This is a genomic window from Marihabitans asiaticum (assembly GCF_007828725.1).
GTDB classification, from domain to species: Bacteria; Actinomycetota; Actinomycetes; order Actinomycetales; family Dermatophilaceae; genus Marihabitans; species Marihabitans asiaticum.
This window is the reverse complement of the sequence record NZ_VIUW01000005.1, coordinates 189759-213785: the sequence shown is the minus strand read 5'-3', so window position 1 is coordinate 213785 and position 24027 is coordinate 189759. Positions and strand designations below refer to the sequence as shown.

At 71.8% G+C, this 24027-nt stretch carries 24 protein-coding genes; 13 read left to right on the top strand and 11 right to left on the bottom strand.

Features of this window, described 5'->3' with window-relative positions:
- Position 1 precedes the first annotated feature (1 nt).
- The 4 genes from qcrB to ctaE are packed head-to-tail and all read right to left on the bottom strand — an operon-like array spanning position 2 to position 4347.
- A complete protein-coding gene (gene qcrB / locus FB557_RS13810; protein ID WP_144858190.1) occupies positions 2-1750 on the bottom strand; it encodes a cytochrome bc1 complex cytochrome b subunit in 1749 nt (582 codons plus the stop codon).
- Positions 1750-2868: a cytochrome bc1 complex Rieske iron-sulfur subunit gene (gene qcrA / locus FB557_RS13805; protein WP_144858189.1), complete on the bottom strand. Its 1119-nt coding sequence runs from the start codon at positions 2866-2868 to the stop codon at positions 1750-1752. The genes qcrB and qcrA overlap by 1 nt, the downstream gene beginning before the upstream one ends.
- Positions 2869-2908: 40 nt before the next feature.
- Positions 2909-3697, bottom strand: a complete 789-nt coding sequence (qcrC, locus tag FB557_RS13800) for a cytochrome bc1 complex diheme cytochrome c subunit (RefSeq protein WP_246074850.1) — start codon at positions 3695-3697, stop codon at positions 2909-2911.
- A 44-nt stretch (positions 3698-3741) separates the two neighbouring features.
- Positions 3742-4347: an aa3-type cytochrome oxidase subunit III gene (gene ctaE, locus FB557_RS13795; protein WP_484177380.1), complete on the bottom strand. Its 606-nt coding sequence runs from the start codon at positions 4345-4347 to the stop codon at positions 3742-3744.
- Between the two features lie 202 nt (positions 4348-4549).
- On the opposite strand from ctaE, the gene FB557_RS13790 reads away from it, so the two are divergent.
- Complete coding sequence (locus FB557_RS13790) at positions 4550-5059, top strand: response regulator transcription factor (protein ID WP_144858187.1); 510 nt, start codon at positions 4550-4552, stop codon at positions 5057-5059.
- Complete coding sequence (gene trpD, locus FB557_RS13785; protein ID WP_144858186.1) at positions 5049-6167, top strand: anthranilate phosphoribosyltransferase; 1119 nt, start codon at positions 5049-5051, stop codon at positions 6165-6167. Before FB557_RS13790 ends, trpD begins: the two co-directional genes overlap by 11 nt.
- 116 nt (positions 6168-6283) lie before the next feature.
- On the opposite strand, the gene FB557_RS13780 is transcribed toward trpD, so the two are convergent.
- Together FB557_RS13780 and FB557_RS13775 are read right to left on the bottom strand one after the other, a co-directional pair.
- Positions 6284-6565, bottom strand: a complete 282-nt coding sequence (locus tag FB557_RS13780; RefSeq protein ID WP_144858185.1) for an Lrp/AsnC family transcriptional regulator — start codon at positions 6563-6565, stop codon at positions 6284-6286.
- The gene (locus tag FB557_RS13775; RefSeq protein ID WP_144858184.1) at positions 6562-8283 is read right to left on the bottom strand and encodes a DEDD exonuclease domain-containing protein; all 1722 of its coding nucleotides are present in this window, start codon (positions 8281-8283) and stop codon (positions 6562-6564) included. Before FB557_RS13775 ends, FB557_RS13780 begins: the two co-directional genes overlap by 4 nt.
- A 63-nt stretch (positions 8284-8346) precedes the next feature.
- Between FB557_RS13775 and FB557_RS13770 the strand changes: the two genes are divergently transcribed.
- Both FB557_RS13770 and FB557_RS13765 read left to right on the top strand, forming a co-directional pair.
- Positions 8347-9441 carry a DUF2332 domain-containing protein gene (locus FB557_RS13770; RefSeq protein ID WP_144858183.1) on the top strand — a complete coding sequence of 365 codons (1095 nt, stop codon included), beginning with the start codon at positions 8347-8349 and terminating at the stop codon, positions 9439-9441.
- 68 nt (positions 9442-9509) lie between these two features.
- Positions 9510-9797: a hypothetical protein gene (locus FB557_RS13765; RefSeq protein WP_246074848.1), complete on the top strand. Its 288-nt coding sequence runs from the start codon at positions 9510-9512 to the stop codon at positions 9795-9797.
- A gap of 30 nt (positions 9798-9827) precedes the next feature.
- Here the strand turns inward: FB557_RS13765 and FB557_RS13760 are convergent, their stop codons facing one another.
- The gene (locus FB557_RS13760; RefSeq protein ID WP_246074847.1) at positions 9828-11615 is read right to left on the bottom strand and encodes an AMP-dependent synthetase/ligase; all 1788 of its coding nucleotides are present in this window, start codon (positions 11613-11615) and stop codon (positions 9828-9830) included.
- A gap of 182 nt (positions 11616-11797) precedes the next feature.
- On the opposite strand from FB557_RS13760, the gene FB557_RS13755 reads away from it, so the two are divergent.
- Genes FB557_RS13755 through FB557_RS13730 form a run of 6 tightly spaced genes read left to right on the top strand, consistent with a single transcriptional unit; the run spans position 11798 to position 16324 of the window.
- Positions 11798-12244, top strand: a complete 447-nt coding sequence (locus tag FB557_RS13755; protein ID WP_144858182.1) for an SRPBCC family protein — start codon at positions 11798-11800, stop codon at positions 12242-12244.
- Positions 12245-12276: 32 nt separating this feature from the next.
- Complete coding sequence (locus tag FB557_RS13750; protein ID WP_144858181.1) at positions 12277-13302, top strand: hypothetical protein; 1026 nt, start codon at positions 12277-12279, stop codon at positions 13300-13302.
- Between the two features lie 7 nt (positions 13303-13309).
- Entirely contained in the window at positions 13310-13564 is a 255-nt protein-coding gene (locus FB557_RS13745; protein WP_144858180.1) for a hypothetical protein, read from the top strand.
- On the top strand, positions 13561-14607 hold the full coding sequence (locus tag FB557_RS13740; RefSeq protein WP_144858179.1) for an ROK family glucokinase: 1047 nt from the start codon (positions 13561-13563) through the stop codon (positions 14605-14607). The genes FB557_RS13745 and FB557_RS13740 overlap by 4 nt, the downstream gene beginning before the upstream one ends.
- Complete coding sequence (locus FB557_RS13735; RefSeq protein WP_144858178.1) at positions 14604-15614, top strand: ROK family glucokinase; 1011 nt, start codon at positions 14604-14606, stop codon at positions 15612-15614. The genes FB557_RS13740 and FB557_RS13735 overlap by 4 nt, the downstream gene beginning before the upstream one ends.
- Positions 15611-16324, top strand: a complete 714-nt coding sequence (locus FB557_RS13730) for an endonuclease/exonuclease/phosphatase family protein (protein ID WP_170236303.1) — start codon at positions 15611-15613, stop codon at positions 16322-16324. Before FB557_RS13735 ends, FB557_RS13730 begins: the two co-directional genes overlap by 4 nt.
- 17 nt (positions 16325-16341) lie before the next feature.
- Here FB557_RS13730 and FB557_RS13725 read toward each other — a convergent pair whose 3' ends face one another.
- Complete coding sequence (locus tag FB557_RS13725; RefSeq protein ID WP_144858176.1) at positions 16342-16764, bottom strand: hypothetical protein; 423 nt, start codon at positions 16762-16764, stop codon at positions 16342-16344.
- Positions 16765-16837: 73 nt separating this feature from the next.
- On the opposite strand from FB557_RS13725, the gene FB557_RS13720 reads away from it, so the two are divergent.
- Complete coding sequence (locus tag FB557_RS13720; RefSeq protein ID WP_144858175.1) at positions 16838-17650, top strand: lysophospholipid acyltransferase family protein; 813 nt, start codon at positions 16838-16840, stop codon at positions 17648-17650.
- Positions 17651-17779: 129 nt separating this feature from the next.
- Positions 17780-19117, top strand: coding sequence for a class II 3-deoxy-7-phosphoheptulonate synthase (locus FB557_RS13715; RefSeq protein WP_144858230.1), 1338 nt, complete (start codon positions 17780-17782; stop codon positions 19115-19117).
- Positions 19118-19157: 40 nt separating this feature from the next.
- Here FB557_RS13715 and pknB read toward each other — a convergent pair whose 3' ends face one another.
- Both pknB and FB557_RS13705 read right to left on the bottom strand, forming a co-directional pair.
- Complete coding sequence (pknB, locus tag FB557_RS13710) at positions 19158-21065, bottom strand: Stk1 family PASTA domain-containing Ser/Thr kinase (RefSeq protein ID WP_144858174.1); 1908 nt, start codon at positions 21063-21065, stop codon at positions 19158-19160.
- A 6-nt stretch (positions 21066-21071) separates the two neighbouring features.
- Positions 21072-22259 carry a LysM peptidoglycan-binding domain-containing protein gene (locus FB557_RS13705; protein ID WP_144858173.1) on the bottom strand — a complete coding sequence of 396 codons (1188 nt, stop codon included), beginning with the start codon at positions 22257-22259 and terminating at the stop codon, positions 21072-21074.
- Between the two features lie 220 nt (positions 22260-22479).
- On the opposite strand from FB557_RS13705, the gene FB557_RS13700 reads away from it, so the two are divergent.
- Entirely contained in the window at positions 22480-22890 is a 411-nt protein-coding gene (locus FB557_RS13700; RefSeq protein ID WP_170236302.1) for an Rv2175c family DNA-binding protein, read from the top strand.
- A gap of 20 nt (positions 22891-22910) precedes the next feature.
- Here FB557_RS13700 and FB557_RS13695 read toward each other — a convergent pair whose 3' ends face one another.
- On the bottom strand, positions 22911-24026 hold the full coding sequence (locus FB557_RS13695) for a polyprenyl synthetase family protein (protein ID WP_144858172.1): 1116 nt from the start codon (positions 24024-24026) through the stop codon (positions 22911-22913).
- Between the last annotated feature and the right edge of the window lies 1 nt (position 24027).

The window sequence follows — 24027 nt, the reverse complement described above, 5'->3', positions numbered from 1 at the left end:
ATCAGTGCCGCTCCGCCCCGACGGACCGGACCGGGTCGACCTCGGACTCGTCGGCGCGGTTGGCGCTCTCGATCGCCTCGTGCTCGTGGCCATCGTGGTGGGCCGCCTCGAGCTCGGCCGGGGTGACCGGGTGCACGGCGCCGCCGTAGTAGAACTCCGAGAGCCGGGCGCGCAGCTTGCGCTTCGCACCGCCCTTGCGGGCCACGCCGTTCTCGTCGACCTCGTCGGCCTCGAGCTGCAGCGGCTCGTGGGCCTCGTGCTGCACGAGGGTCCAGCGCTCGTACGGGTCGAGCGGCTCGTGCACCTCGTGGAAGTCGCCGTCAGGACCCCGCACGATCATCCCGCTCTCACGGCCGTGCAGCACCGTCTCGCGGTCGTGCCGCTGGAGCGAGAGGCAGATCCGCCGGGTCGCCCAGAAGGCGATGAGCGGACCGACGAAGGTCAGGACCCGCAGCGCGTTGGTGATGTCGTTGATCGACAGGTCGAACTTGATCGCCATGATGTCGTTGCTCGAGGCGAACGTCAGGACGGCCCACAGGGTGAAGGCGGCGACACCGAGGCCGGTGCGGACCGGACGGTTGCGCGGGCGGTCGAGCAGGTGATGCTCACGCTGGTCGCCGGTGACCCAGGCCTCGATGAACGGGTAGGCGATCATGCCGGCGTAGAAGAGCGGGATGACGAGCAGCGAGCCGATGATCACCGGCCACGCCCAGGTGAAGCCGAACGTCGTGTGCTCGAGCCAGCCGGGCAGCAGACGGAGCGCGCCGTCGGGGAAGAGCATGTACCAGTCCGGCTGCGCCCCGGCCGTGGTGGCGTTCGGCATGTACGGGCCGTGCACCCACACCGCGTTGATCTGGACGAGCGAGGAGATCAGGGCGATGCCACCGAAGACGATGAAGAAGAACCCGCCCGCCTTCGCGGCGTAGACCGGCATGACCGGGAAGCCCACGACGTTGTCGTTGGTGCGTCCGGGCCCGGGGTACTGGGTGTGTTTCTGGACCGCGACCAGCACGATGTGTGCGGTGAACAGCGCGATGAGGATGCCGGGTAGCAGGAGGATGTGCAGGGAGTACAGGCGGGGGATGATGTCCTCGCCCGGGAAGCCGCCGCCGAACAGCGCGTAGCTGAGGTAGCTGCCGATGACTGGTGCGCTGAGCATGAAGCCCTGGGCCGCGCGCAGCCCGGTGCCGGAGAGCAGGTCGTCGGGGAGGGAGTAACCGGCGAAGCCCTCGATGAGGGCGAGCATCGACAGGAGGCAGCCGATGACCCAGTTGATCTCGCGCGGCTTGCGGAAGGCGCCGGTGAAGAACACGCGGAGCATGTGCACCGAAAGGGCCACGATGAAGAGCAGCGCCGACCAGTGGTGGATCTGGCGGATCAGCAGGCCGCCCTTGACGTCGAAGGAGATGTCCAGGGTGGAGGCATAGGCCCGGGACATCTCGACGCCCTGGAGCGGGACGTAGGAGCCCTCGTAGACGACCTCTCCCTGGGTGGGGTCGAACCACAGGGTGAGGAAGACCCCGGTGAGCATGCAGACGATCATCGAGTACATCGCGATCTCGCCGAGCATGAAGGACCAGTGGTCGGGGAAGACCTTCTTCATGAGGTAGCCGACGCCCTTGGCGGCGCCGGTGCGGTCGTCGATCCAACCGGCGACCCCTCCGACCTTCTTCAGGCCGGGGGAGGCGGGCTCGCGGCGGGTGGTGTCGTCTGCGCGGAGGGCGTCCGCGGGGCGGGCGGTGGTGCTCATCAGGACTCACGCTCCCAGAAGCTCGGGCCGACCGGTTCCTGGAAGGACTGCTCGGCGATGAGGTATCCCTGCGCGTCGACGCCGATCTTCAGCTGCGGCAGGGGACGCCCCGCCGGGCCGAAGATGACCTCGCAGTCGTTGGTCACGTCGAAGGTGGACTGGTGGCAGGGGCACAGCAGGTGGTGTGTGGTCTGCTCGTACAGGCCGACGGGGCAGCCGACGTGGGTGCAGACCTTGGAGTAGGCGACGATCCCCTGGTAGCCCCAGTCTCGGGCCTTGCGGCCCTGAGGGGTGTCCTGGAATTCGTCGGGGTTCAGGCGCATGACGAGCACGGACGCCTTGGTGATCTCGTTGAGCTTCTCCGCCCCGTGCAGCTCGCTCTGGAGCCCCTCGGGGAGGACGTGGAAGACGGACCCGATGGTGACGTCGCTGGCCTTGATCGGCCGGTCCTCCGGGTCGAGGTGCAGCCGGCGCTGCATCGCGGTCCAGGTGCCGTCCTCGCCCTTCTCGCCGTTCCAGAACGTCACCGACAGGTCGTTGCGCGGCAGCGGTCCGAGGCTGCCCGCGAGCTGAACGAGCAGCGGGAGGGAGAAGAGCCCGAGCGCACCACCAAGGGTGGCCTTGATCAGCGGGCGCCGGGTGAGCTGCGAGCTCTCGCCCCCATCGAGGATCGTCTGGACGAACCCCTCGCGGGCCTCGTCGGAGGAGCGCATCGGGTGACGCATCTCGACGACCTCTTCGTCCGGCATGAGCGTCTTGGCCCACTGAACCGCGCCGAGGCCGATGCCGAGCAGGGCCAGGGCCAGGCCCAGGCCGAGGAGGAGGTTGGACAGGCTCATGTCGCCGATGCCGGGGACGAAGGTCATCTCGTCGACGTCGACCATGAAGTAGGCGACGAGGAAGAGGACGGTCCCGAGCATCGAGAGGCCGAAGAGTCCGGCGATGGTCCGCTCGGCCCGCTTGGCCGCCTGCTCGTCGGTGTCGGATGCCCGGTGGACGTGCGGCGGCAGGCCGGGGTTCTCGAAGCGCTCCGGGATGCCGCCGGTGCCCTGCACATGGCCCTGGTTCAGCGGCACCGGGGTGCTGTCGTGCTCGCCCTGGGGAGTGTGGTCGTTCATCGCACGTGATCCTTCTGCGTCTTCGTGGCGGCGGGCAGCATCAGGCGGACTTCTTCCCGAGCCAGACGGCCGCCGTGATGAGCAGGCCGATACCGATGGTCCAGGCGAAGAGCCCCTCGGGGACCGGTCCGAGCGAGCCCAGCGGGTTGCCGCCGGGGTTGCCGGCCTCCTGCTGCTGCTCGATGTAGGCGATGACGTCCCGCTTGTCCTCCGGGGTGAGGTTCTGGTCGTTGAAGACGGGCATCGACTGCGGGCCGGTGAGCATTGCCTCGTAGATGTGCTTGCCCTCGACACCGGTCACCTCCGGCGCGTACTTGCCGCGGGTCAGGGCACCGCCGGCGCCGGCGGAGTTGTGGCACATGGCGCAGTTGACCCGGAAGATCTCACCACCCTTGCCGGCGTCCCCCTTCGAGCCGTCGGTGTACTCCTCGTCAGGGATCGCCGGGCCCGCGCCGAGGGAGGCGACGTAGGCGGCGATGGCCGAGATCTGCTCGTCGGAGAACTTCACGTCCTCGACCCGCGGCGCCTGGACGCCGGGCTTGGCCATCGGCATCCGCCCGGTCTCCATCTGGAAGTCGACCGATGCCGCGCCGACCCCCGCGAGGCTCGGCCCGACGTCCTTGATGCCGAGGCCGTTCTCGCCGTGGCAGGTGGCGCAGTTGGCGACGAAGAGCTCACGGCCCTCCTCGACGACGTCAGCGGACTGCGCCGGCGCGCTGGCCTCAGCGGTCTTCGGCGCGACAGCGGCGAAGACCGTGCCGGCGAGGATCAAGCCGAGCATGAGGAGCAGCGCCAGCGCGGCGGGGTGGCGGCGGTCGATCCTGGTCAATCGTCGTCCTTCGTCGGTCGTGGTCAGGGGAGTCATCGAAGGCCTCAGGCGCCGAGCAGGTAGATCGAGGCGAAGAGCGCGATCCACACGACGTCGACGAAGTGCCAGTAGTAGGAGGTCACGACCGCGCCGGTGGCCTGGGCGTGGCTGTAATGACGCGTGGTGAAGGTCCGCCCGATGATGAGCAGGAAGGCGATGAGACCCGCGGTGACGTGGATGCCGTGCAGGCCGGTGGTGAGGTAGAAGACCGACGACCAGGCGTCGGCCGACATGGTGATGCCCTCGCTCACGAGCTTGGCGTACTCCGCGACCTGCCCGGAGACGAAGACGGCGCCGAAGATGTAGGTCAGGACGTACCACTCCCGCATGCCCCACTTGCCCACCTGGAGCAGGCTCCCGGTGCGGCTGGGCTGCAGCGCCTCGGCCTTCATCACGCCCAGCTGGCACCAGACGGAGGAGATCACGAGGATGAGGGTGTTGATCGCCGCGTAGGGCACGTCCAGCATCGGCACCCGCTCCGCCCACAGGTCGGGGCGCATGGCCCGCAGGGTGAAGAAGATGGCGAAGAGACCGGCGAAGAACATCAGCTCGCTGGAGAGCCACACGATGGTCCCGACGGAGACCATGTTCGGTCGCGTCACCGGCCCCATGACGGGGTCGGACGGCACGGGCTGGGTCTTCGCGGGTGCGTCAGAGCGCAGTGAGTGTGCTGTGGCCACAAGAGCATTATGGCCGACGCCGGCCCGCTTGTGCGTGCACCCCCCCAGATCGTTTGCGGCGAGTCTGCTGCGCAGGTGCTTCGCGCGGGCCACATCGCAGCCGTGAGCGGGCCCGCGGGTAGCATCTGCAGACATGAGCGCTACGCCCTCCGCCACCGCCGGCCAGGCCCACGGCACGAGCTCCACCAGCAGGGACCGGACGACGGTCTCGGTGCTGCTCTACAGCGACAACATCACCGTGCGCGACACCGTGCGTGCCGCCGTGGGACGGCGACCGGCGCGCGATGTCGAGGTCGGGTCCTGGCTCGAGTGCGCCACCGCCCCGGCGGTCGAGACGGCGGTCGAGGGTGGCGACTTCGACCTGCTCATCCTCGACGGTGAGGCCGCCAAGACCGGCGGCATGGGGCTCTGCCGGACCCTGAAGTCCGAGATCTACCGGTGCCCCCCGGTCCTCGTCCTCACCGGGCGCCCGCAGGACGGCTGGCTGGCGACCTGGTCGCTGGCCGACGCCGTCGTCCCGCACCCCATCGACGCCGTGACCCTGGCCGACACCGTCGCGACCCTGGCCCGCACCGGCCAGAGCGCCACCGTGCGGCCCGAGGCGATCACCGACGAGGGTCGTCCCGGGCCGGATGCCGACTGACGTGACGTCGAGCGGCGAGAGCGGGCGCTCGGTGCCCGCGTCGGGCGACGACGTGGCCGAGCCGAGCTGGCCGGATCTGCTGACCCTCCTGCTGGACCGGCAGGACCTCTCCGCAGCGCAGGCGCGCTGGGCGATGGACCAGCTGATGTCCGGTGAGGCCGACCCGGTGCCGGTCGCCGGGTTCCTCGTGGCTCTCCGGGCGAAGGGGGAGACCGTGCCGGAGATCGAAGGGATCGCCGAGGCGATGCTCGGGCGCGCGGTGCGGATCGACGTCCCTGGCGAGACCGTCGACATCGTCGGCACCGGCGGAGACCGTCACCACACCGTGAACATCTCGACCATGTCGGCCGTCGTGCTCGCCGGGGCGGGGCTGACCGTGGTCAAGCACGGCAACCGTGCGGTCTCCTCCTCCTCCGGGTCCGCCGACGTCCTCGAGCGGCTCGGCGTGTCGCTGACCCTCTCCCGCGAGGCGGTTCGCGAGTCCGCCCTGCAGGCGGGCATCACGTTCTGCTTCGCCAACGCCTTCCACCCCTCGATGCGCCACGCCGCCCCGGTGCGGGGCGGGCTGGGCATCCCGACGGCGTTCAACCTCCTCGGCCCGCTGACCAACCCCGCGCAGCCGCGCTACAGCGCGGTCGGCGTGGCCAACCCCCACTTCGCCCCCCTCATCGCCGGTGTCTTCGCCGCGCGACGGCGCGAGGCCGTGGTCTTCCGGGGTGACGAGGGGCTGGACGAGCTGAGCCCGGCGGGCAGCTCGCGCCTGTGGTGGGTGAGCGGGGGCCAGATCACGGCGGCGTCCCTGCGCCCTGAGCAGGTCGGGGTCAGGCCGTGCACGTTGGCCGACCTGCGGGGCGGCGATGCCGGGGCCAACGCGGATATCGCCCGCCGGGTCTTCGCCGGCGAGCGGTTGCCGGCGCGCGACGCCGTGGTGCTCAACGCCGCAGCGGCGCACGCGCTGGCGATGGCGAAGGGGGAGCCCGTCGCCGACCCGGTGGCGGCGATCGCGGCCTCGGTCGAGACGATCGAGCGGGTCATCGACGACGGCCTGGCGGCCGCCGCGCTGGATCGCTGGGTCGAGACCTCGACCCGCCTCGCCGAGTCCCACTGATCCCAGGGGCTCCGACACGTCCACGGGTCGACTCGCTCAAGGGTCGAGGTGCTCAGGGATCTCGGTGCTCAGGAGACGACGCGCCCACGGGTGGACGCGCCCAGGGATCGACGCGCTCAGTCGCCGACGCCGAGGTCGAAGGCCGCGGCGAGGTCGTGCTTGCTGTACGTGCGGAAGGCGATGTGGGTGGCCGTGCCGGTCACCCCGGCCACCTTGTTGAGCCGGTCGGCGATGACGTCGTTGAGCCGCTCGTGCTCGTCCACCCGCACCATGGCGATGAGATCGGCGTCGCCGGCGACGGAGTAGACCTCGCTCACCCCGTCGATCTCGGCGATCGTCGCGGCCACCTCGGGGATGCGGTTGACCTCGGCGTTGATGAGGACGATGGCGGTGATCACGAGGCCCAGCCTAGAGCAGGGGCGAGCTCGGCCTGGGCCGCGGCGGCACCCCCGACGGGGCAGGTCCAGGCGCCGTCGATGTCGACGATGCGCGTGCCCGGCTCCTCGAGCCAGCGCAGCAGCAGCTCGGTCTCCTCGGGCAGGGTGACCGCTCCCGGCACGGTCGAGGGCTCAACGACCTCGGCGCTGGCCCGGAGCGCGGAGAGATAGGGCATCGGGTCGGCGCCCCGGGGCGCGCTCGTGCTGCCGGCGAGCCGACCGTGACGGATGCACACGAGGTCCCAGCCCCCGAGCGGGGTACGCCGCGCGGCGACGAGCTCGCTGGTCTGGGTCAGCGGCAGCGCCCGCTGGCGCCGACTGATCCCTCGCACGAGCGCGGCCAGGCGGTCGCGCACCGCGCCCGCGTCCTCGTAGCGCTCCTGCTCGCTCAGTCGGTCCATGCGCTCGCGCAGCCTGGCAAGGACCGGACGGCTGTCGCCGACGATCACCGCGAGGGCGTCCGACACCGTCCGCGCGTAGCCCTCGACGTCCACGCCACCGACGCACGGCGCCGCGCACCGACCCATCTCGGCGAGGACACAGGCGGTGCCTCCTCCCTTCGCGCTGAGCCGGGTGAGGCACTGTCGCAACGGCACGACCTCGTGGAGGGCCCGCACGGCGTCGTCGGCCGACGCCCGGTTGCGGAAGGGGCCCATCCACCCTTCGTCGCCCGGATGGACCCGCCGGACCACGGACAGTCGGGGGAAGGACTCGTCGGTCAGGCGCACCCACCACACCTTCTCCGGGTTGCGGGAGCGCTTGTTGTACCGAGGCCGGGTCGCCGCGATGATCCGCAGCTCGCGCACCCTGGCCTCGAGGGTGGTCGAGCACGGGATCGGGGTGACCGACTCGGCGAGCCGGACCATCTCGGCCATCCGGCTGCGCTGCTCCGAGGCGGTGAAGTAGGAGCCGACCCGGGTACGGATGTCGACCGAGACCCCGACGTAGAGCGCACGCCCCTGGCCGTCCTTGAAGACGTAGACGCCCGGGGTGCTCGGCAGCCCGTCGGCCAGGTGCCGCTTGCGCCGCTGCTCGGGGGTGACCCGGCTGGTGTAGGAGGCCAGCTCCTCGAGGGTCGTGACCCCGAGGGACCCGAGCCGGCCGATCAGGCCGTGGAGGACGTCGACCGTGGCCCGGGCGTCGTGCAGGGCGCGGTGGTCGGGCTCGGTGCTCGCGCCGAAGGCGCGGGCGAGGGTGGCGAGCTTGTGGTTGCGGACCTCGTCGCGGCGCATCACCTGCCGGGCGAGATGGACGGTGTCGAGCACCTGGGGACCGGGCCAGGCCAACCCGCCCGCAGCGCACGCCGCCTTGAGGAAGCCGATGTCGAACCGCGCGTTGTGGGCGACGAGGACCGCGCCCCGGGCGAACTCGAGGAAGCTCGCGACCGCGGCGGTGACGCCGGGGGCGTCGCGGACCATCGCGTCGGTGATGCCGGTCAGGGACTGGATGAACGGCGGGATCGGCTCGCCCGGGTCGACGAAGGTCTGCAGCTCGCCGATCACCTCACCGGCGCGAACCTTGACCGCCCCGATCTCGGTGATCCCGCAGTCCCGGGGAGATCCGCCGGTCGTCTCGAGGTCGACGACGACGAAGGTCACCTCCCGCAGGTCGGTGCCCACCCCGAGCACGTCCTGCACCGGCTCGGGTCTCGGAGCTGGTCGCGTGGCGTGGGTGGTCATGTCAGAGCACCGTAGGCAGAGGCTCTGACAACGTCGGCGGCGGCGCGCCGGTACCGTCGGTCCATGCAGCCGATGTCGTCCTTGGAGCAGACCCGGGAGTACTACGCCGGCTTCGCCGAGGACTACGCGAAGGGGGAGTCGGCCACCTACGACGACTGGGCCCGCGGCGTCGCCGCCGACGACGAGCTGATCGCGCGGCTCGGGGAGCTGGAGGCGCCCAAGCGCCAGCCCAACCTGCTCTTCGCCGCCGCCCGCTGGCACGGCGTGCCCGACCGTGCCCCCTTCGCGCAGATGCGCCAGGGCGTCCTCGACCAGTGGGCGGCGGTCTCGGCCACGATGCGCTCCAGGTCGACCCAGACCAACGAGGTGCGCCGGTGCGCCAGCCTGGTCCCGCTGCTCGGCCGGGTCCTCGTCGACGTCTCGTACGCGCCGCTGGCGCTGCTCGAGGTCGGCGTGAGTGGCGGGCTGTGCCTCTACCCGGACCGGTACGGCTACCGCTACCTCGACGACCGGGGCGAGGTGGTCCGCGAGATCGAGGCCGACCGATCGGTCGTCCTGGAGTCGGTGGTCGACGGCGTCCCTCGCGAGCAGCTTCCGGCCACCCTGCCCCGCACCCTGCCCGAGGTGCACTGGCGCGGGGGGCTCGACCTCAACCCCCTCGACATCACCGACGAGGAGACCCTTCGGTGGCTGCGGACCCTCGTCTGGCCCGAGCACGAGGACCGGCTGGCCCTGCTCGACGCCGCGGCCGAGCTCGTCGGAGGCGAGGAGCGCACGCTCGTGCGCGGCGATGCGCGCACCGACCTGTCCTCGCTCATGGCCCGGGCACGGTCGGAGGCGCCGCAGGCCCGGCTCGTCGTCTTCCACACCGCGGTCGCCGCGTACTTCGAGGACGACCTGCGCGAGGACTGGCCGGACCTCATGGCGCAGCTGTGCGCCGAGCACGACGCGGTGTGGATCAGCAACGAGCACCCCGAGGTGCTGCCGTCCGTCGCCGACGCGATGTGCACCGACCCCCCGGCCGGCCGCTTCTGCCTCGGGGTGAGCGGGCAGGGCATCGCGTGGACCCACGGTCATGGCCGGTCGCTGACCTGGGACAGCGGTCCGTGCGCGGCCGGGACCGACGACGACGAGGTCGTTGTCGGTGCCCCCTCCTAACGTCTCTTCCAGGCCGAGGACCCGGCCACGCGGGTCGGGTCGACCGGCGAGATGAAGGAGGCGAAGGGATGGACCGCGACATCATGCGGATGGACTGCCGCACCTGCCCCGTGCAAGGAGTGGCCTGCGGCGGGTGCATGGTCACCGCGCTGCTCGACCCGGACGGCGTGGGCGCCGCCGGCGCGGACACCGGCCTGCAGGTCGAGGGTCCGGAGGAGCTGACACTCGACCGGGCCGAGCGTCAGGCCGTGGGGCGGCTCGTCGCCGCCGGGCTCGTCTCGACCGCGACCGCGAACGCGACCCGCGCCAGGCGTGAGCCGTGGGCGATCTGGGAGGAGCTGCACGAGACCGGCTAGCCGCGGGCCGGGACCCGCCGGGGTGAGCCTTTAGCCGTAGAGCTCCTCGACCTGCTCCTCGTAGTCGCGCATCACGACGTTGCGCTTGAGCTTCATCGACGGGGTGAGGGTGCCGTTCTCCTCGGTGAAGTCGTCCGAGAGGACGGTGAACTTGCGGATCGACTCGGCCTTGGAGACGGCCTTGTTCGCCTCGTCGACGGCCCGCTGCAGCTCGTCGAGCACGGTCTGGTTCTCCCGAGCCTGCTCGACAGTGAGCGTCCCGAGGTCGTGGTTCGCGGCCCAGCCGGGCAGCATCTCCTCGTCGAGGGTGAGCAGCGCCGCGATGAAGGGCTTGCCGTCGCCGACGACCATGCACTGGCTGATGAGCGGGTGGGCGCGCAGGCGGTCCTCGAGGACACCGGGTGCGACGTTCTTGCCGCCGGCGGTGACGAGGATCTCCTTCTTACGGCCGGTGATCTTCAGGTAGCCGTCCTCGTCCAGCTCGCCGAGGTCGCCGGTGCGGAACCAGCCGTCCTGGAGCGACTCCTTCGTCGCGTCCTCGTTGCCGCGGTACCCGCGCAGCACGCCGACGCCCTTGAGCGCGATCTCCCCATCGTCCTCGATCCGCACCGACGTCCCGGGCAGCGGCGGCCCGACCGTGCCGATCTTGACCCTGCCGGGCACGTTGACCGTCGCCGGCGCGGTGGTCTCGGTCAGCCCGTAGCCCTCGAGGATCGTCACCCCGATGCCGCGGAAGAAGTGCCCGAGCCGCGTGCCGAGCGGAGCGCCGCCGGAGACCGCGTACTGCACCTGGCCGCCCATCCGGTCGCGCAGCTTGCCGTAGACGAGCTTGTCGAAGAGGGCGTGCTGCGCCTTGAGGGTGAGCGGCACCTTGCCCTTGGCGAGCGCCTCCGAGTAGGCCGTGGCGGTGTCGGCCGCCTTGGCGAAGATCTTGCCCTTGCCGTCCGCCGTGGCGGTCTCGTTGGCCTTGTTGTAGATCTTCTCGAAGACCCGGGGCACGGCGAGGATGAAGGTGGGCTTGAAGTTCGCGAAGTCGTCGAGGACGTTCGCGACGTCGGCACTGTGCCCCATCCGGACCTCGCCGACGACCGCGAGCACCTCGATGAAGCGGGCGAAGACGTGGGCCAGAGGGAGGAAGAGCAGGGTGGAGGAGCCCGGCGTGTGGATCAGGTCCTCCATCCGCGCGACGGTGTTCTCGGCGAGGCCGAGGAAGTTGTCGTGGGTGAGCTCGCACCCCTTCGGCCGTCCGGTGGTGCCCGAGGTGTAGATCACCGTCGCGAGGGAGTCGCGGCCGGTGCCTTCGAGACGCTCCTCGAGATCGGCGTCGTCGACCTCGCTGCCGGCTGCGCTCACCGCGTCGAGGTCTGCGTTGTCGATGACCCACGTGTGCTCGAGACCGTCGAGACCCTGCGTGGCCTCGCCAGCGGTCGCCGCGTGCTGCGCGGTCTCGACGACGAGCGCCTTGGCGCCGGAGTCGGAGCAGATCCACTCGACCTGGTCCGCGGAGCTGGTCTCGTAGATCGGGACCGGGACGGCTCCGGCCATCCAGGCCGCGAAGTCGACGAGGGTCCACTCGTACCGGGTCCGGGCCATCAGGGCGATCCGGTCGCCGGGCTCGATCCCGTGGGCGATGAAACCCTTGGCCAGCGCCCGGGTCTCCTCGAGGAACTGGGCGGCGGTGACATCGCGCCACGAGCCGTGCTCCTTGATCGAGAAGGCCACCCGCTGGGGGCTGCGCTCGGCGTTGACCTGCGGGATGCGGCCGAGCGAGTCACCCGGCTCGCCTGTCACCTGGATCGGCATGACGCTGTCTTGCACCGGAGATCTCCTTCGTTCACCGCGGGCTGGTCCGGGACCAACCTATGCCACCGGGCGCCATGACACAGAAGATTGCGCCGCAGAGCCTGATCCTCCGGTCGGCTCCGATGCGGGGTCGGCGATCCCCGTCCGCCGCTTCTGCCCTGCTGCTCCGCCAATGACGGGCCGGTAGTCTGCCGCGCATGGCAGACAGCACACGGTCGACCATCGTCATCGACGCGCCGGCGGGGGAGGTCCTCGACGTCATCGCCGACCTCGAGTCCTACCCGGAGTGGATCAAGGAGATGAAGCAGGTCGAGATCCTCACCGAGGACGGCGACGGCTGGCCCGACCGTGCCACCTTCACCCTCGACGCCGGGGCGATCAAGGACACCTACACCCTCGACTACGAGTGGGAGATCGAGGAGGACGGCCTGGGCCGCGCGTCGTGGTCGCTGGTCGAGGCGACGATCCTCAAGGCGATGGACGGCTCGTACACCCTCAGCGACGCCGGCGAGGGGCGCACCGAGGTCGTCTACGACCTCGTCGTGGACGTCAACGTCCCGATGCTCGGCATGATCAAGCGCAAGGCGGCCAAGGTCATCACCGACAGCGCGTTGCGCGACCTGAAGAAGCGCTGCGAGGCCTGACGGGGCCTGGGCCGGCACGTGGGCGGTGAGGGGTGACCGATCTGCACCTCGTCAGCGGCGGCGACGAGACCCGGCGGCGGGCCCTCGTCGCCCACCTCGCGCTGCACGGCCGTCGGCAGGAGGCTCGATCGGCAGGCGAAGGGGGAACCCGGCCGGCCCGCGAGCTACTCACCTGGGGGTCCGGCCTGGTCGGCGGCGGTGGCCTGGCCGGCTGCGCAGCGGCCGTCGGCGCGGCCGACGAGCACCTGCCGGTCGCCTGGTCCGACCTGCGGGACGCGGGGGACCGGCTGCTGTCGGCGCTCGGCCTGAGCGCAGCCGTCAGCGCCGACCTGCTGGGCGCGCTGGACGACCCCGAGGTGCGCGCCGTGGTCGGTGTCGCCGTGCGCATCGCGTCGGAGGCGCCGGGCACCCTGGTCCTCGCGCTCCCGCCCGAGGCCGACCCGTCCAGGGTCGTCGCTCTGCCGGCACGGCTTGCGCGGGCGCTGAGCGAGCTGATCCCCGTGCTGGCCCGGTGGGATGCGCTCGTGGCGCCCGCCGGGGTCGGCTCCCTGAGCCGCCCGGCCCCGCACGTGCTGCCCGCCCTGCGGGAGACGGCGGAGGTGCTCGGTGAGCTCGACACCCACCTCGCGACCCGCGCCCACATCCACCACCTTCCCGGGTCCGGGGTCCTCGAGGCCGCCCGCACGGCCGAGCTCACGATCTCCCTCGCGCTCATGGGTCGTACGCCGGGCCCGCCACCCGCTCAGGGCGACGACGGATCCCCCTTCGTCCTCAGCCTGCCCGTCCCGGGGCTCGGCGCGGCGGATCTCACCCTGGACCGCGAGGGTGATCACCTCGTCGTCTCCGCCGGACGGCATCGCCGGGTCCTCCCCCTGTCGGCGATGCACCGCCGGTGCACGGTGGTCCGCGCCGGGGTGTCCTCGGGCGTGCTGCAGGTCGAGCTCGAGCCCGACCCGGAGCAGTGGCCGACCCGGTGGTCGATGACACCGAGGTCGACGACACCGCGCTCGACGACCCGGCGCTCAGGAACTTCCACGACCGTGATGGACCCGCGGTGATCAGGCAATGAGCGAGGAGCCGGTCGTCGCCCTGCTCGAGGCGCTGCTCGCCCGGGTCCGGGCGAGCGACCCCGAGGAGATGGCCGCACGGCTTCGAGCAGACCCAGGCGCAGGCGACCGAGCGCTCACCGGGCTCGTGCTGCTCGGCGAGGCGCTCGCGACCGGACGCGAGCCGTCCGACGCCGCGGCGACCGGGCGGCCCGAGCGCGTGAGCATCCCGGTCCACGACGACGACATCGCACAGCAGAGGAAGAGCTCATGACCCAACCCGCGATCGGCATCGACATCGGCGGGACGAAGATCGCCGGAGCACTCGTCGCCCCGGACGGCACCATCCTCGAGCGCTCCCGCGTCTCCACCCCGACCGACAGCACGGACGAGATCGTCGCGGCGACCGGCGGTGTCGTGACCGAGCTCGTCGCGGCGGCGGGCGACCGCGGGGTGCTCGGCGTGGGACTGGCCTGCGCCGCCTTCGTCGACGGTGCGCGCGGTCACGTGTGGTTCGCCCCGAACCTGCCCTGGCGCGACGTCGAGCTCGCCGACCGGGTCGCTCAGGTGGTCGGCCTGCCGGTCGTGCTGGAGAACGACGCCAACGCGGCCGCCTGGGGCGAGTACGTCTTCGGCGCTGGCCGAGATGTCGACGACATGGTGCTGCTCACGCTCGGCACCGGAGTCGGCGGGGGGTGCGTGTCGAAGGGGAACCTGCTCACCGGCGCCTTCGGCATCGCCGGCGAGCTCGGGCACGTCGTCCTCGACCCCGACGGGCCGCGCTGCGGGTGCGGCAACAAGGGCTGCCTCGAGGTCTACGCATCGGGCACCGCGCTGACCCGCAACGCCCGCGAGCTGGTCACCTCGGCCTCACCGATCGGTGAGGCGCTGCGTGAGCGCTGCGGCGGTGACCCGGAGGTCCTGCGCGGCACCGACGTCACCGAGCTGGCGCAGGAGGGTGATCTCGCCGCCGTCGAGCTGCTCGAGGAGGTCGCGACCCGGCTCGGGCACGGCATCGCCTCGATCTGCGCGGTCCTCGACCCTCGGCTCGTCGTCATCGGCGGCGGGGTGTCCGCCGCCGGAGACCTCATCCTCGACCCGGTCCGCAGGGCGTTCGTGCGCAACCAGATCGGCCGGGGCCACCGTCCCAGCCCGCAGATCGTGCTGGCCGAGCTGGGCAACGACGCCGGGGTCGTCGGGGCGGCCCACCGAGCGATGGTCCTCCTCGGCGACGCCGATCCGGAGGGTGACGGCTCGGCCCACGGCGAGTCCGACCGCAGGTCCGACCGCAGGTCCGACGGCGGGTCCGGCGCATGAGCGGCCCGTCGCCGGACGCACCGACCATCGGCGTCGACATCGGCGGGACCAAGGTCTCCGCCGGGGTGGTCGCTCACGACGGGACGATCCTCGACCGGGCTCGCCAGGTCACCCCGCACCGCTCGACCGCGCCCTCGGTCGTCGAGGACGCCATCGTCGCGGTCATCGCCGAGCTGATGCAGCGCCGACCCGACGGCGAGGCGCCGGTCGCGGGCGTCGGGATCGGAGCGGCCGGCTTCGTCTCCGCCGACGGGAGCACCGTGGTCTTCGCCCCCCATCTCTCCTGGCGGGACGAGCCGCTCCGGGCGTCGGTGAGCGAGCGGGTGCGGCTGCCGATCATCGTCGAGAACGACGCCAATGCCGCCCTCTGGGCCGAGCACCGCCTCGGAGCAGCCCGGTCGACGAGCCACGCGGTGATGATCACGCTCGGCACCGGCATCGGCGGTGGTCTCCTCGTCGACGGCTCGCTGATCCGCGGCCGCTACGGGATCGCCGGGGAGTTCGGGCACATGCAGGTCGTCCCCGCCGGGCTGCGGTGCGAGTGCGGCAACCGCGGCTGCTGGGAGCAGTACTCCTCGGGCAACGCACTCGTCCGCGAGGCCCGGTCGCTGGTCACGGCCCAGTCGCCGATGGCCAGCGACCTGCTGGCGCGGGTCGGCGGCGACCCGGCCCAGCTGACCGGCCCGATGATCACGGGGGCGGCGAAGGCGGGGGAGCCCACCTCGGTCGAGCTGCTCGCCGAGATCGGTACCTGGCTCGGGGTCGGGATGGCCAACCTCGCCGCCGCCTTCGACCCCGAGGTCTTCGTCGTCGGTGGCGGCGTGTCCGCCGCCGGTGACCTTCTCCTCGACCCCGCCCGGGAGGCATTCGCCCGTCATCTCACCGGCCGGGGCTACCGGCCGCAGGCAGACCTCGTCGTCGCCGAGCTCGGCGCCGACGCCGGGATGATCGGCGCCGCCCTGCTGGCCCGCGACGGCGCGGCGGCGCAGCCGGGAGCCGGGTCGTGACCCTGCGCGTCGCGACCTACAACATCCGCGCCCTCCAGGACGACGTCTCCGCCCTCGTCAGGGTCATCCGCGCGATCGACCCCGACGTCCTCTGCCTGCAGGAGGTGCCGTGGATCCCGCCGGTGAGCAGCCGGGTCACCGACCTGGCCCGCCGCTGCGGTCTGGTGTGGTCGGGCCGGTCGCAGCGCAGCGGACAGACCTCGGTGCTGACCAACCTGCGGACCAACGTCCTCTCCGTCAGCCACCACCACCTGCCGGCCGCGGCTCGCTGGGACCAGCGCGGCTTCGCGGTCACCCGGGTCGCCCCCTTCGGCCACGCCCACGTCTCCGTGGCGAGCGTCCACCTCAGCCTGGACACCGACGAACGCGTCCGGCACACCCGGAGCATCCTCGCCCGGCTCGAGGAGCTGCCCGGTCCGGCGCTGCTCGCCGGCGACCTCAACGAGCAGTCGGACGGCAGGGCGTGGCAGCTCATCTCCGCTCGGATGCAGCCGGTCTCGCCGCTCGAGCCGACCTTCCCCGCCCGGCACCCCGACCGGGTGCTCGACGTCGTCTTCGCCACCGACGACATCACCGTGCTCCCGCAGCGCGGCGCGCGGCTCGACCCGGACGACCTCGTCGCCGCGAGCGACCACCTGCCGGTCTGGGTCGACATCGACCTGCCCGAGGTCCCCGGGACCACCTCGGCGAGCGCTGGATCGGGGGAGTAGCGGACCTGCGGGAGTCGCTAGACCTGCGCGCCGTTGCCCGGGTGGTCTCGCCGGCTCGGCTGACGCAGGACCATCGCGGCGAAGCCGACGAGGACACCGAGCGCCCCCAGCCAGCCGGCCCACGACGGAGCGCTGTCCTGGAGGAGCAGGGTGAGCAGGAGGAGGGCGATCCCGCCGACGAGGCCGACCAGCGCCACCCAGAACGACTTGTCGGTCGCCGGCGGGAGCTCGCGCGGAGGGGGCGGCACGAAATGCTCGTCGGCGCTGTCGAGCAGCTCGTCGTCGTGGGACATCAGCGCATCGGCCACCGAGCCGGTCGGATCGACCCGCCACGGCACCTCGGTGCGCTGGGCCGGGACGCTCGGTTCGTCGCCGAGCCGGGAGACGATGTCGGCGAAGGTCGCGTCCACCTCTCCTTCGTCCATCTGCCCTGAGCCCATGCGACTCATCGTCGCACGCCCGTCGAGGCAACCGCCGGGTAGAGTTCGACCCGCCGACGAGGAAGGGACAACGGTGTTCTACTGGTTCTTGAAGAGGGTCGTGCTCGGCCCGATACTCACCCTGCTCTTCCGGCCCCAGGTCGAGGGACTCGAGCACGTCCCCGCGGACGGGCCGGCGATCCTCGCGAGCAACCACCTCTCCTTCTCGGACAGCATCTTCCTCCCGCTCGTGGTCGAGCGCCGGGTCACCTTCCTGGCCAAGGCCGACTACTTCACCGGCAGGGGGGTCAAGGGGCGCCTCACCGCGATGTTCTTCCGCGGGGTTGGGCAGCTGCCCATCGACCGGTCCGGCGGCAAGGCCAGCGAGGCGGCGTTGAGATCCGGGCTGCGGGTGCTCGAGCGCGGCGAGCTGCTTGGTCTCTACCCCGAGGGCACCCGCTCCCCGGACTCGCGCCTCTACCGCGGCCGCACCGGCGTGGCGAGGATGGCGCTGACCGCCGGCGTCCCGGTCATCCCCGTCGCGATGATCGACACCGACAAGGCCCAGCCGACCGGGACGATCGTGCCCAAGATCATGCAGATCGGCATCCGGATCGGCGCCCCCCTGGACTTCTCCCGGTACGAGGGCATGGAAGGCGACCGCTTCGTCCTCCGATCGGTGACCGACGAGATCATGTACGAGCTGATGCGGCTCTCGGAGCAGGAGTACGTCGACATGTACGCGACGTCGATGAAGGAGCGCCTGCTCAAGCGAGCCCGGATCCGGGCGAAGGAGCTGCAGGAGGCGGCCAAGCCCGGCCGTGCCGCGCCAGAGCTCGAGGACGCGCTGGACGCCGCCGAGCAGCCTGCGCCGCCCGAGTCCTCGCCCTGGGCCGAGGGGTCCTGACGACCCGGCCCATCTCCCTTCGCCCACCGGCAGGCAGGGTGGCCGTCTGCTGGACGCCTGACCGACCCCGGGCACGGCGCGCCTAGACTGCCTCGGGTGACTACCGCACCACCTGCAGCACCCGCCGCGATGTCCAGCCCCGAGCGTCGTCACGGGCTCTCCACCGAGCTGCCTGCGGCCCAGCAACCGACCTGGCCGGACCGGGACGCTCTGGCGAGCGCGGTCGCCGCCCTCGAGAGCTACCCGCCGCTCGTCTTCGCCGGGGAGTGCGACGACCTGCGTGACCGGATGGCCGCTGCGGCTGCCGGCGAGGCCTTCGTGCTGCAGGGCGGAGACTGCGCCGAGACCTTCGCCGACGCCACGGCCGACAACATCCGCGACCGGGTCAAGACGATCCTGCAGATGGCTGCGGTGCTGACCTACGGCGCCGGGATGCCGGTGATCAAGATGGGGCGGATGGCCGGCCAGTTCGCCAAGCCGCGCAGCAAGGACACCGAGACGCGCGAAGGGGTGGAGCTGCCGGCCTACCGCGGTGACATGGTCAACGACTTCGAGTTCACCGATGCGTCGCGCACCCCCGACCCGAACCGGCTGCTTCGCGCCTACAACGCCAGCGCCGCGACCCTGAACCTCGTGCGCGCCTTCACCCGAGGCGGCTTCGCCGACCTGCGTCACGTGCACGACTGGAACCGTGGCTTCGTCGCCAACGCGGCCAACGCGCGCTACGAGGGGCTGGCCCGCGAGATCGACAAGGCGATGAAGTTCATGGCGGCCTGCGGCGCGGACTTCGAGGCGATGAAGTCCACCGAGTTCTGGTCCGCGCACGAGGCCCTGCTGCTGGACTACGAGCGGCCGCTCGTGCGCGTGGACTCCCGCTCCGGCGAGCTCTACAGCACCTCCGGGCACTTCCTCTGGGTGGGTGAGCGGACCCGCCAGCTCGACCACGCCCACCTCGACTTCGTGAGCAAGATCCGCAACCCGATCGGGATGAAGGTCTCCGACAAGGCCGACACCGACGAGCTGCTCCGTGTCATCGACCTGCTCGACCCCCAGCGCGAGCCGGGTCGGCTGACCTTCATCACCCGGATGGGCGCGGGGAAGATCCGTGAGGCGCTGCCGCCGATCCTTGAGGCGGTGTCTCGCAGCGGGGCGAGCGTTGCCTGGATCTGCGACCCGATGCACGGCAACACCTTCGAGTCGGCGTCGGGGTACAAGACCCGCGACTTCGACGACGTCGTCGAGGAGGTGCGCGGGTTCTTCGACGCCCACCGCGAGGTGGGCACGGTGCCCGGCGGGATCCATGTCGAGCTGACCGGCAACGACGTCACCGAGTGCCTCGGTGGTGCCGAGCGGATCCTCGACGGTGACCTCAACCGTCGCTACGAGACGGTCTGCGACCCGCGGCTGAACCACCAGCAGAGCCTGGAGCTGGCCTTCCTCACCGCGGAGATGCTCGCCCAGGCGTAGGGCCCGGCTCCTCGGACAGGCAGCTCAGACGACAGGGACCTCAGACGACGAGGATCGTCACCGTGCTGCCCTTGACGACCCGCGTGCCGCTGGCGGGGCTGGTGGCGCGGACCCGGTCGAGCGGACCGCCGAGGAACTTCTGCACCGACACCGTCAGCCCGGCGCCCTCGAGCGCAGAGCGTGCCTGAGCCTCGGTCTTGCCGTCGACGTCGGGCACGGTGACCATCTCCGGGCCCTTCGAGACGGTGACGGTCACGGTGTCGCCGCGGTAGCCCGTGCCCGACGCGGGCTCCTGAGAGACGACGGCGCCCTTGGGCACCTTCGGGTCGAAGACGTCCTCGGCGCGGGTGACGACGAAGCCGGCCCCTTCGAGCGTGGCCGTGGCCGCCGCCACGGGCTGCTGGACCACCGAGGGGATCGGAATCGGCTCTGGACCCTTGCTCAGGACGAGGTCGACGGTGGCGTCGCGTCTCAGCTCGGCGCCTGCCTCTGGGCTGCTGCTGCGGACCTGGCCCTCGGGCACGTCCTCGTCGAAGGCCTGGGACACCGATCCAGCTGCCAGCTCGACCCGCCCGAGAGCCTCGCTCGCCTCGGCCTGGGTCATCCCCAAGAGGTCGGGCACGGCGAAGCGCTCAGGCCCCTTGCTCACGATGACGACGACCTCGCTGCCCTTGCGGGTCTCGCTGCCCGCGACCGGGGTCGACCGGACCGCCACGCCGGCGGGGACCTCCTCGTCGAAAGCCTCCCGGGTCGTCAGGCTCAGCTCGGCGTCGGCGATTCGCGCCTCGACGCCGGTGAGCTCCTGGCCGGCGACGTCAGGGACGGTCGTGACCTGACCGATGGTGAGGTACCAGAGGCCGGCGGCGGCGCCCGCTGCGAGGAGGAGCAGGACCGGTAGCCAGCGAAGGGGGGAACGGCGCTGCGGCGCGGTGGCCTGGGGCGAGCGGTCCTGCGGCACAACGACCCCCGAGAGCGCGCCCTCGGTCGGCTCGGACCGCTGTGCCACGGTCGGCCGGCCAAGCTGACGCTCCGTCCGGTGCGGCTCGGGCCCGTCTGTCCCCGGCGGCCCGGGCTCCGGGCGACGATCCAGCTCGGCATCGGTCAGGCCGGTTCGGGCCCGAGCGACCCGCTCGAGCAGCTCTCCTGCGTCCCGCGGCCGCAGGTCGGGGTCGCGCTGCAGCGCGGAGTCGACGACCTCGCAGAGTGCGAGCGGCACCTGGGGGTCGACCCCGTGCACGGTGGGGGTATCGCCGTGCACGTGCTGGAAGGCGACATGGATCGGGGTCTCACCGTCGACCGCCTTGCGTCCGGTGAGCATCTCGAAGAGGACCAGCCCGATCGCGTAGACATCGCTGCGGGCATCGGCGATGCCGCGCTGGACCTGCTCCGGGGAGAGATAGCTCACCGTGCCGAGCAGCACCCCGGTCGCGCCGGTCGCGGTCTGGGAGGTCACCGCGCGGGCCAGGCCGAAGTCGGCGACCTTGACGGCGCCGTCCTCGCGGATGAGCACGTTCTCCGGCTTGATGTCGCGGTGCACCAGCCCGGCCCGGTGAGCCGCGGCCAGCCCGGCGAGCGCGTCCTGGACGATGTCGAGGGCGGCGCGGACTCGAAGGCCGTCGCCGGAGTCGAGGACCTGGCGCAGGGTCTGCCCCGGGACATGCTCCATCACGAGGAAGACACCGTCGGCGGACTCGCCCTGGTCGTGGACCGCCACGACGTTCGGGTGCGCCAGCCGGGCCGCGCTGCGGGCCTCGCGACGGAACCGGGAGACGAACTGCTCGTCCGCCGCGAGGTCGGGGCGCATCACCTTGATCGCCACGTCGCGGTCGAGGCGCAGGTCGGTCCCGAGGTAGACCGACGCCATGCCGCCGTCGGCGAGGTGCTCGAGCACGCGGTAGCGGCCGTCGAGGAGAACCCCGACGAGGTCGGCCGTCGCTGCTCGCGCCATGGAGTCCTACATCCGCTGCTTGAGCGCCTTGACGTTCTTCACGTACTGCTGGGTGTCGGTGTACATGCCGTTCGCCCGGACCGATGCCAGGCCCTGGTAGTACCCGGCGATCGCCTGCGACTCGCTGCTGGAGAGTCGGTTCAGGGCCTTGAGGATCACGACGCCGGCGGTGATGTTGTCCTGGGTGTCGAGCAGGTCGAGCTCCCTGCCGGTCAGCCCCGACGCCCAGTCGCCGGAGGAGGGGATGACCTGCATCACGCCGATGGCGTTGGCGACGGAGACCTGTCGCTGGTCCCAGCCGGACTCCTGGTAGGACAGTCCCAGGGCCAGCCTGGGGTCTACCCCGTGCTGGCGGGCGGTCTCGGTGATCATCCGCCGGACCTCGTCCCGGGACGGCACCGCACGCGAGCCGAGGATGTCGCGGTTCTTCGCCGCCGCGCCGACGATCGAGTCGGGGTAGGTGCGGCCGGCGAAGGTGTTGTGGTCATCGCCCTTCTGATGGGTGCTGGGAGAGGTGGACGACCCGCCGCTCGTGCCCTTGCTCTGGGTGGTCTTGCTGGCGTCGCGCCCGGACGAGGCGGACAGGCTCAGTCGCTGGCCGGGGTGGATGAAGTCGCGCGTGGAGATGCCGTTGATCTTGGCGAGGCGACTCACCGACATCGTGTGGCGGGCGGCGATCTCGCTGAGGGTCTCGCCGCTGCGGACCACGTGCGTCCCACCGCCGCTGCGTCCGGCCGCCGCACGCTTCGCCGGTATGGCGGCCGAGCCCTCGACGCGCAGCCGGTCCCCGGCATGGATGTAGTCGGCAGGCGAGATCGAGTTCAGCGAGGCGAGGCGGGCCACGCTGATGTCGTGCCTGGCGGCGATCCCCGAGAGCGTGTCACCGGGGCGGACGGTGTACGTCGTCGTGCGGCCGGAGCGGCGCTCTGAGTCGGGGCGGCGCTCCGTCGAGCCCGACGAGGCGGGGATGCGCAGCTCCTGGCCGGGGTGGATGAAGCCGTGATCGAGTCCGTTGCGCTCGCGGATCGCCGCGACGGTGGTTCCGTAGCGATCGGCGAGGCCGTAGAGGGTCTCACCCGCCTTGACGACATGGCTGCGTCCCGACCGCTCGGCGCTGTGCGCCTGGGAGGGGTGGGACGGCAGGTCGAGCGTCGGGGGCGGGGTAGCGGCTGGCAGGACGACGGGCAGGACCATGAGTCTCCTCGTGATGGCTGATGACCGGCGACTGGCTCGGGGCCGACCCCAGCTGTGGCCATTGTGACGGCTGTGGCGGATGTGACGGGTGATCACTCCCGTGGGGACGCTACCGGAGATCACCGCCTCGACCGGGGACCTGCGAGGTCGCGTCGCGTCGTGCAGCGTCGCGCGTCGGCGCCGGGGACCCTCGGGTGCCGGCGGGTGAGAGAATCTCGGGATGAACCGCAGCACCCACCTCCCCGGTCAGGCGCTCGAGCAGTCGGGCGAGCACGCCCCCCTCGCCTCCCTCGTGCACGACTGGTTGACCGTCCCTGACGTCGCCGAGCGGATCGGGGCGCGGATCACCGATGTGCGTCGGATGATCCAGGAGCGCGAGCTGGTCGCGGTGCGGGTCGGGGAGCGCTCCGTGCTGTCGGTCCCCGCAGAGTTCTTCGACGACGACGGCCCGCTACCGGCGCTGCGGGGCACCGTCGTCGTGCTGCAGGACGCCCGGATGAGCGACGAGGAGATCATCGAGTGGCTGTTCACCCCTGACCACACGCTCCCGGGCGGTCCCACCCCGATCGCCGCGATCCGGGCCGGCCACAAGACCGAGGTCCGGCGCCGGGCGATGGAAGAGGCGCTCTAGGTCCAGACCGGCCCCGGGCCTCAGGTCGACCGGGCGGTCGCCAGCGCGATCAGCTCGCCCAGCGCGTCGTGCGCCTCGTTCGTCCCGTCCGCCGGTCCGTGGGTCGGCGACGAGAGATCGCTCAGCGCCGACCTCGCACGCCCCACGAGCTCGTCGATCTCCGCCTCGACCTGCGCCACCGCTCCGGTCTCGGTGAGGATCTCGCGGAAGGCCGCGACACCCCCTTCGTCGAGGTCGGCGTCACCGAGGTGACGCTCGAGCATCTCCCGCTGCGCGCGCTCCGCCGCTAGCCAGGCGTGAGCCACGAGGACGGTCCGCTTGCCCTCACGCAGGTCGTCCCCGGCGGGCTTGCCCGTCTCCTGCGGGTCGCCGAAGACCCCGAGGATGTCATCGCGCAGCTGGAAGGCCTCGCCGAGGGCGAGGCCGTAGGCCGAGAGGGCGTCGCGGGTCCCGGGGTCGGCGCCGGCCGCGGCGGCGCCGATGAGCAGCGGGTGCTCGACGGAGTACTTCGCGCTCTTGTAGCGCAGCACCCGGCGGGCCCGCTCCAGCCGCTGCGACCCGCTCCACGCCCCCCACGGCTGCATCGACTCGACGACGTCGATGTACTGGCCGGCCATGAGCTGGGTGCGCATGCGCTCGAGCACCGCCCAGGTCTCGGTGAGCCGCTCCTGGCTCAGCCCGGAGCGGACGACGACGTCGTCGCACCAGTCCAGGCAGAGGTTGCCCGCGAGGATCGCGCCGGCCAGGCCGAGACCGTCGGGATCGCCCCGCCACCCACGCTCCGCGTGCGCCGTTGCGAGGGCTCTATGGGCCGCCGGTCGCCCGCGCCGGGTGTCGGAGTCGTCCATGACGTCGTCGTGCAGCAGCGCGGCGGCCTGGAAGAGCTCCATCGCGGCCGCCAGCGCGATCGGGGTGGCGTGCTCGCCGCCTCGGTCCTCGCCCCCACCGGCGCGCCAGCCCCAGTAGGCGAACGCCGCGCGCAGCCGCTTGCCGCCTAGGAGAAGGGCGGAGATGGCCTCGGTGAGGTCGCCGACGTCCGGGCCGATCTCGACCAGGTGCTGCTGCTGATGGGCGAGCTCGGCGTTGAGGCGGGCCTGGACCCGAGCGCGCAGGTCGTCGGCGAAGGGGTGGGGCACG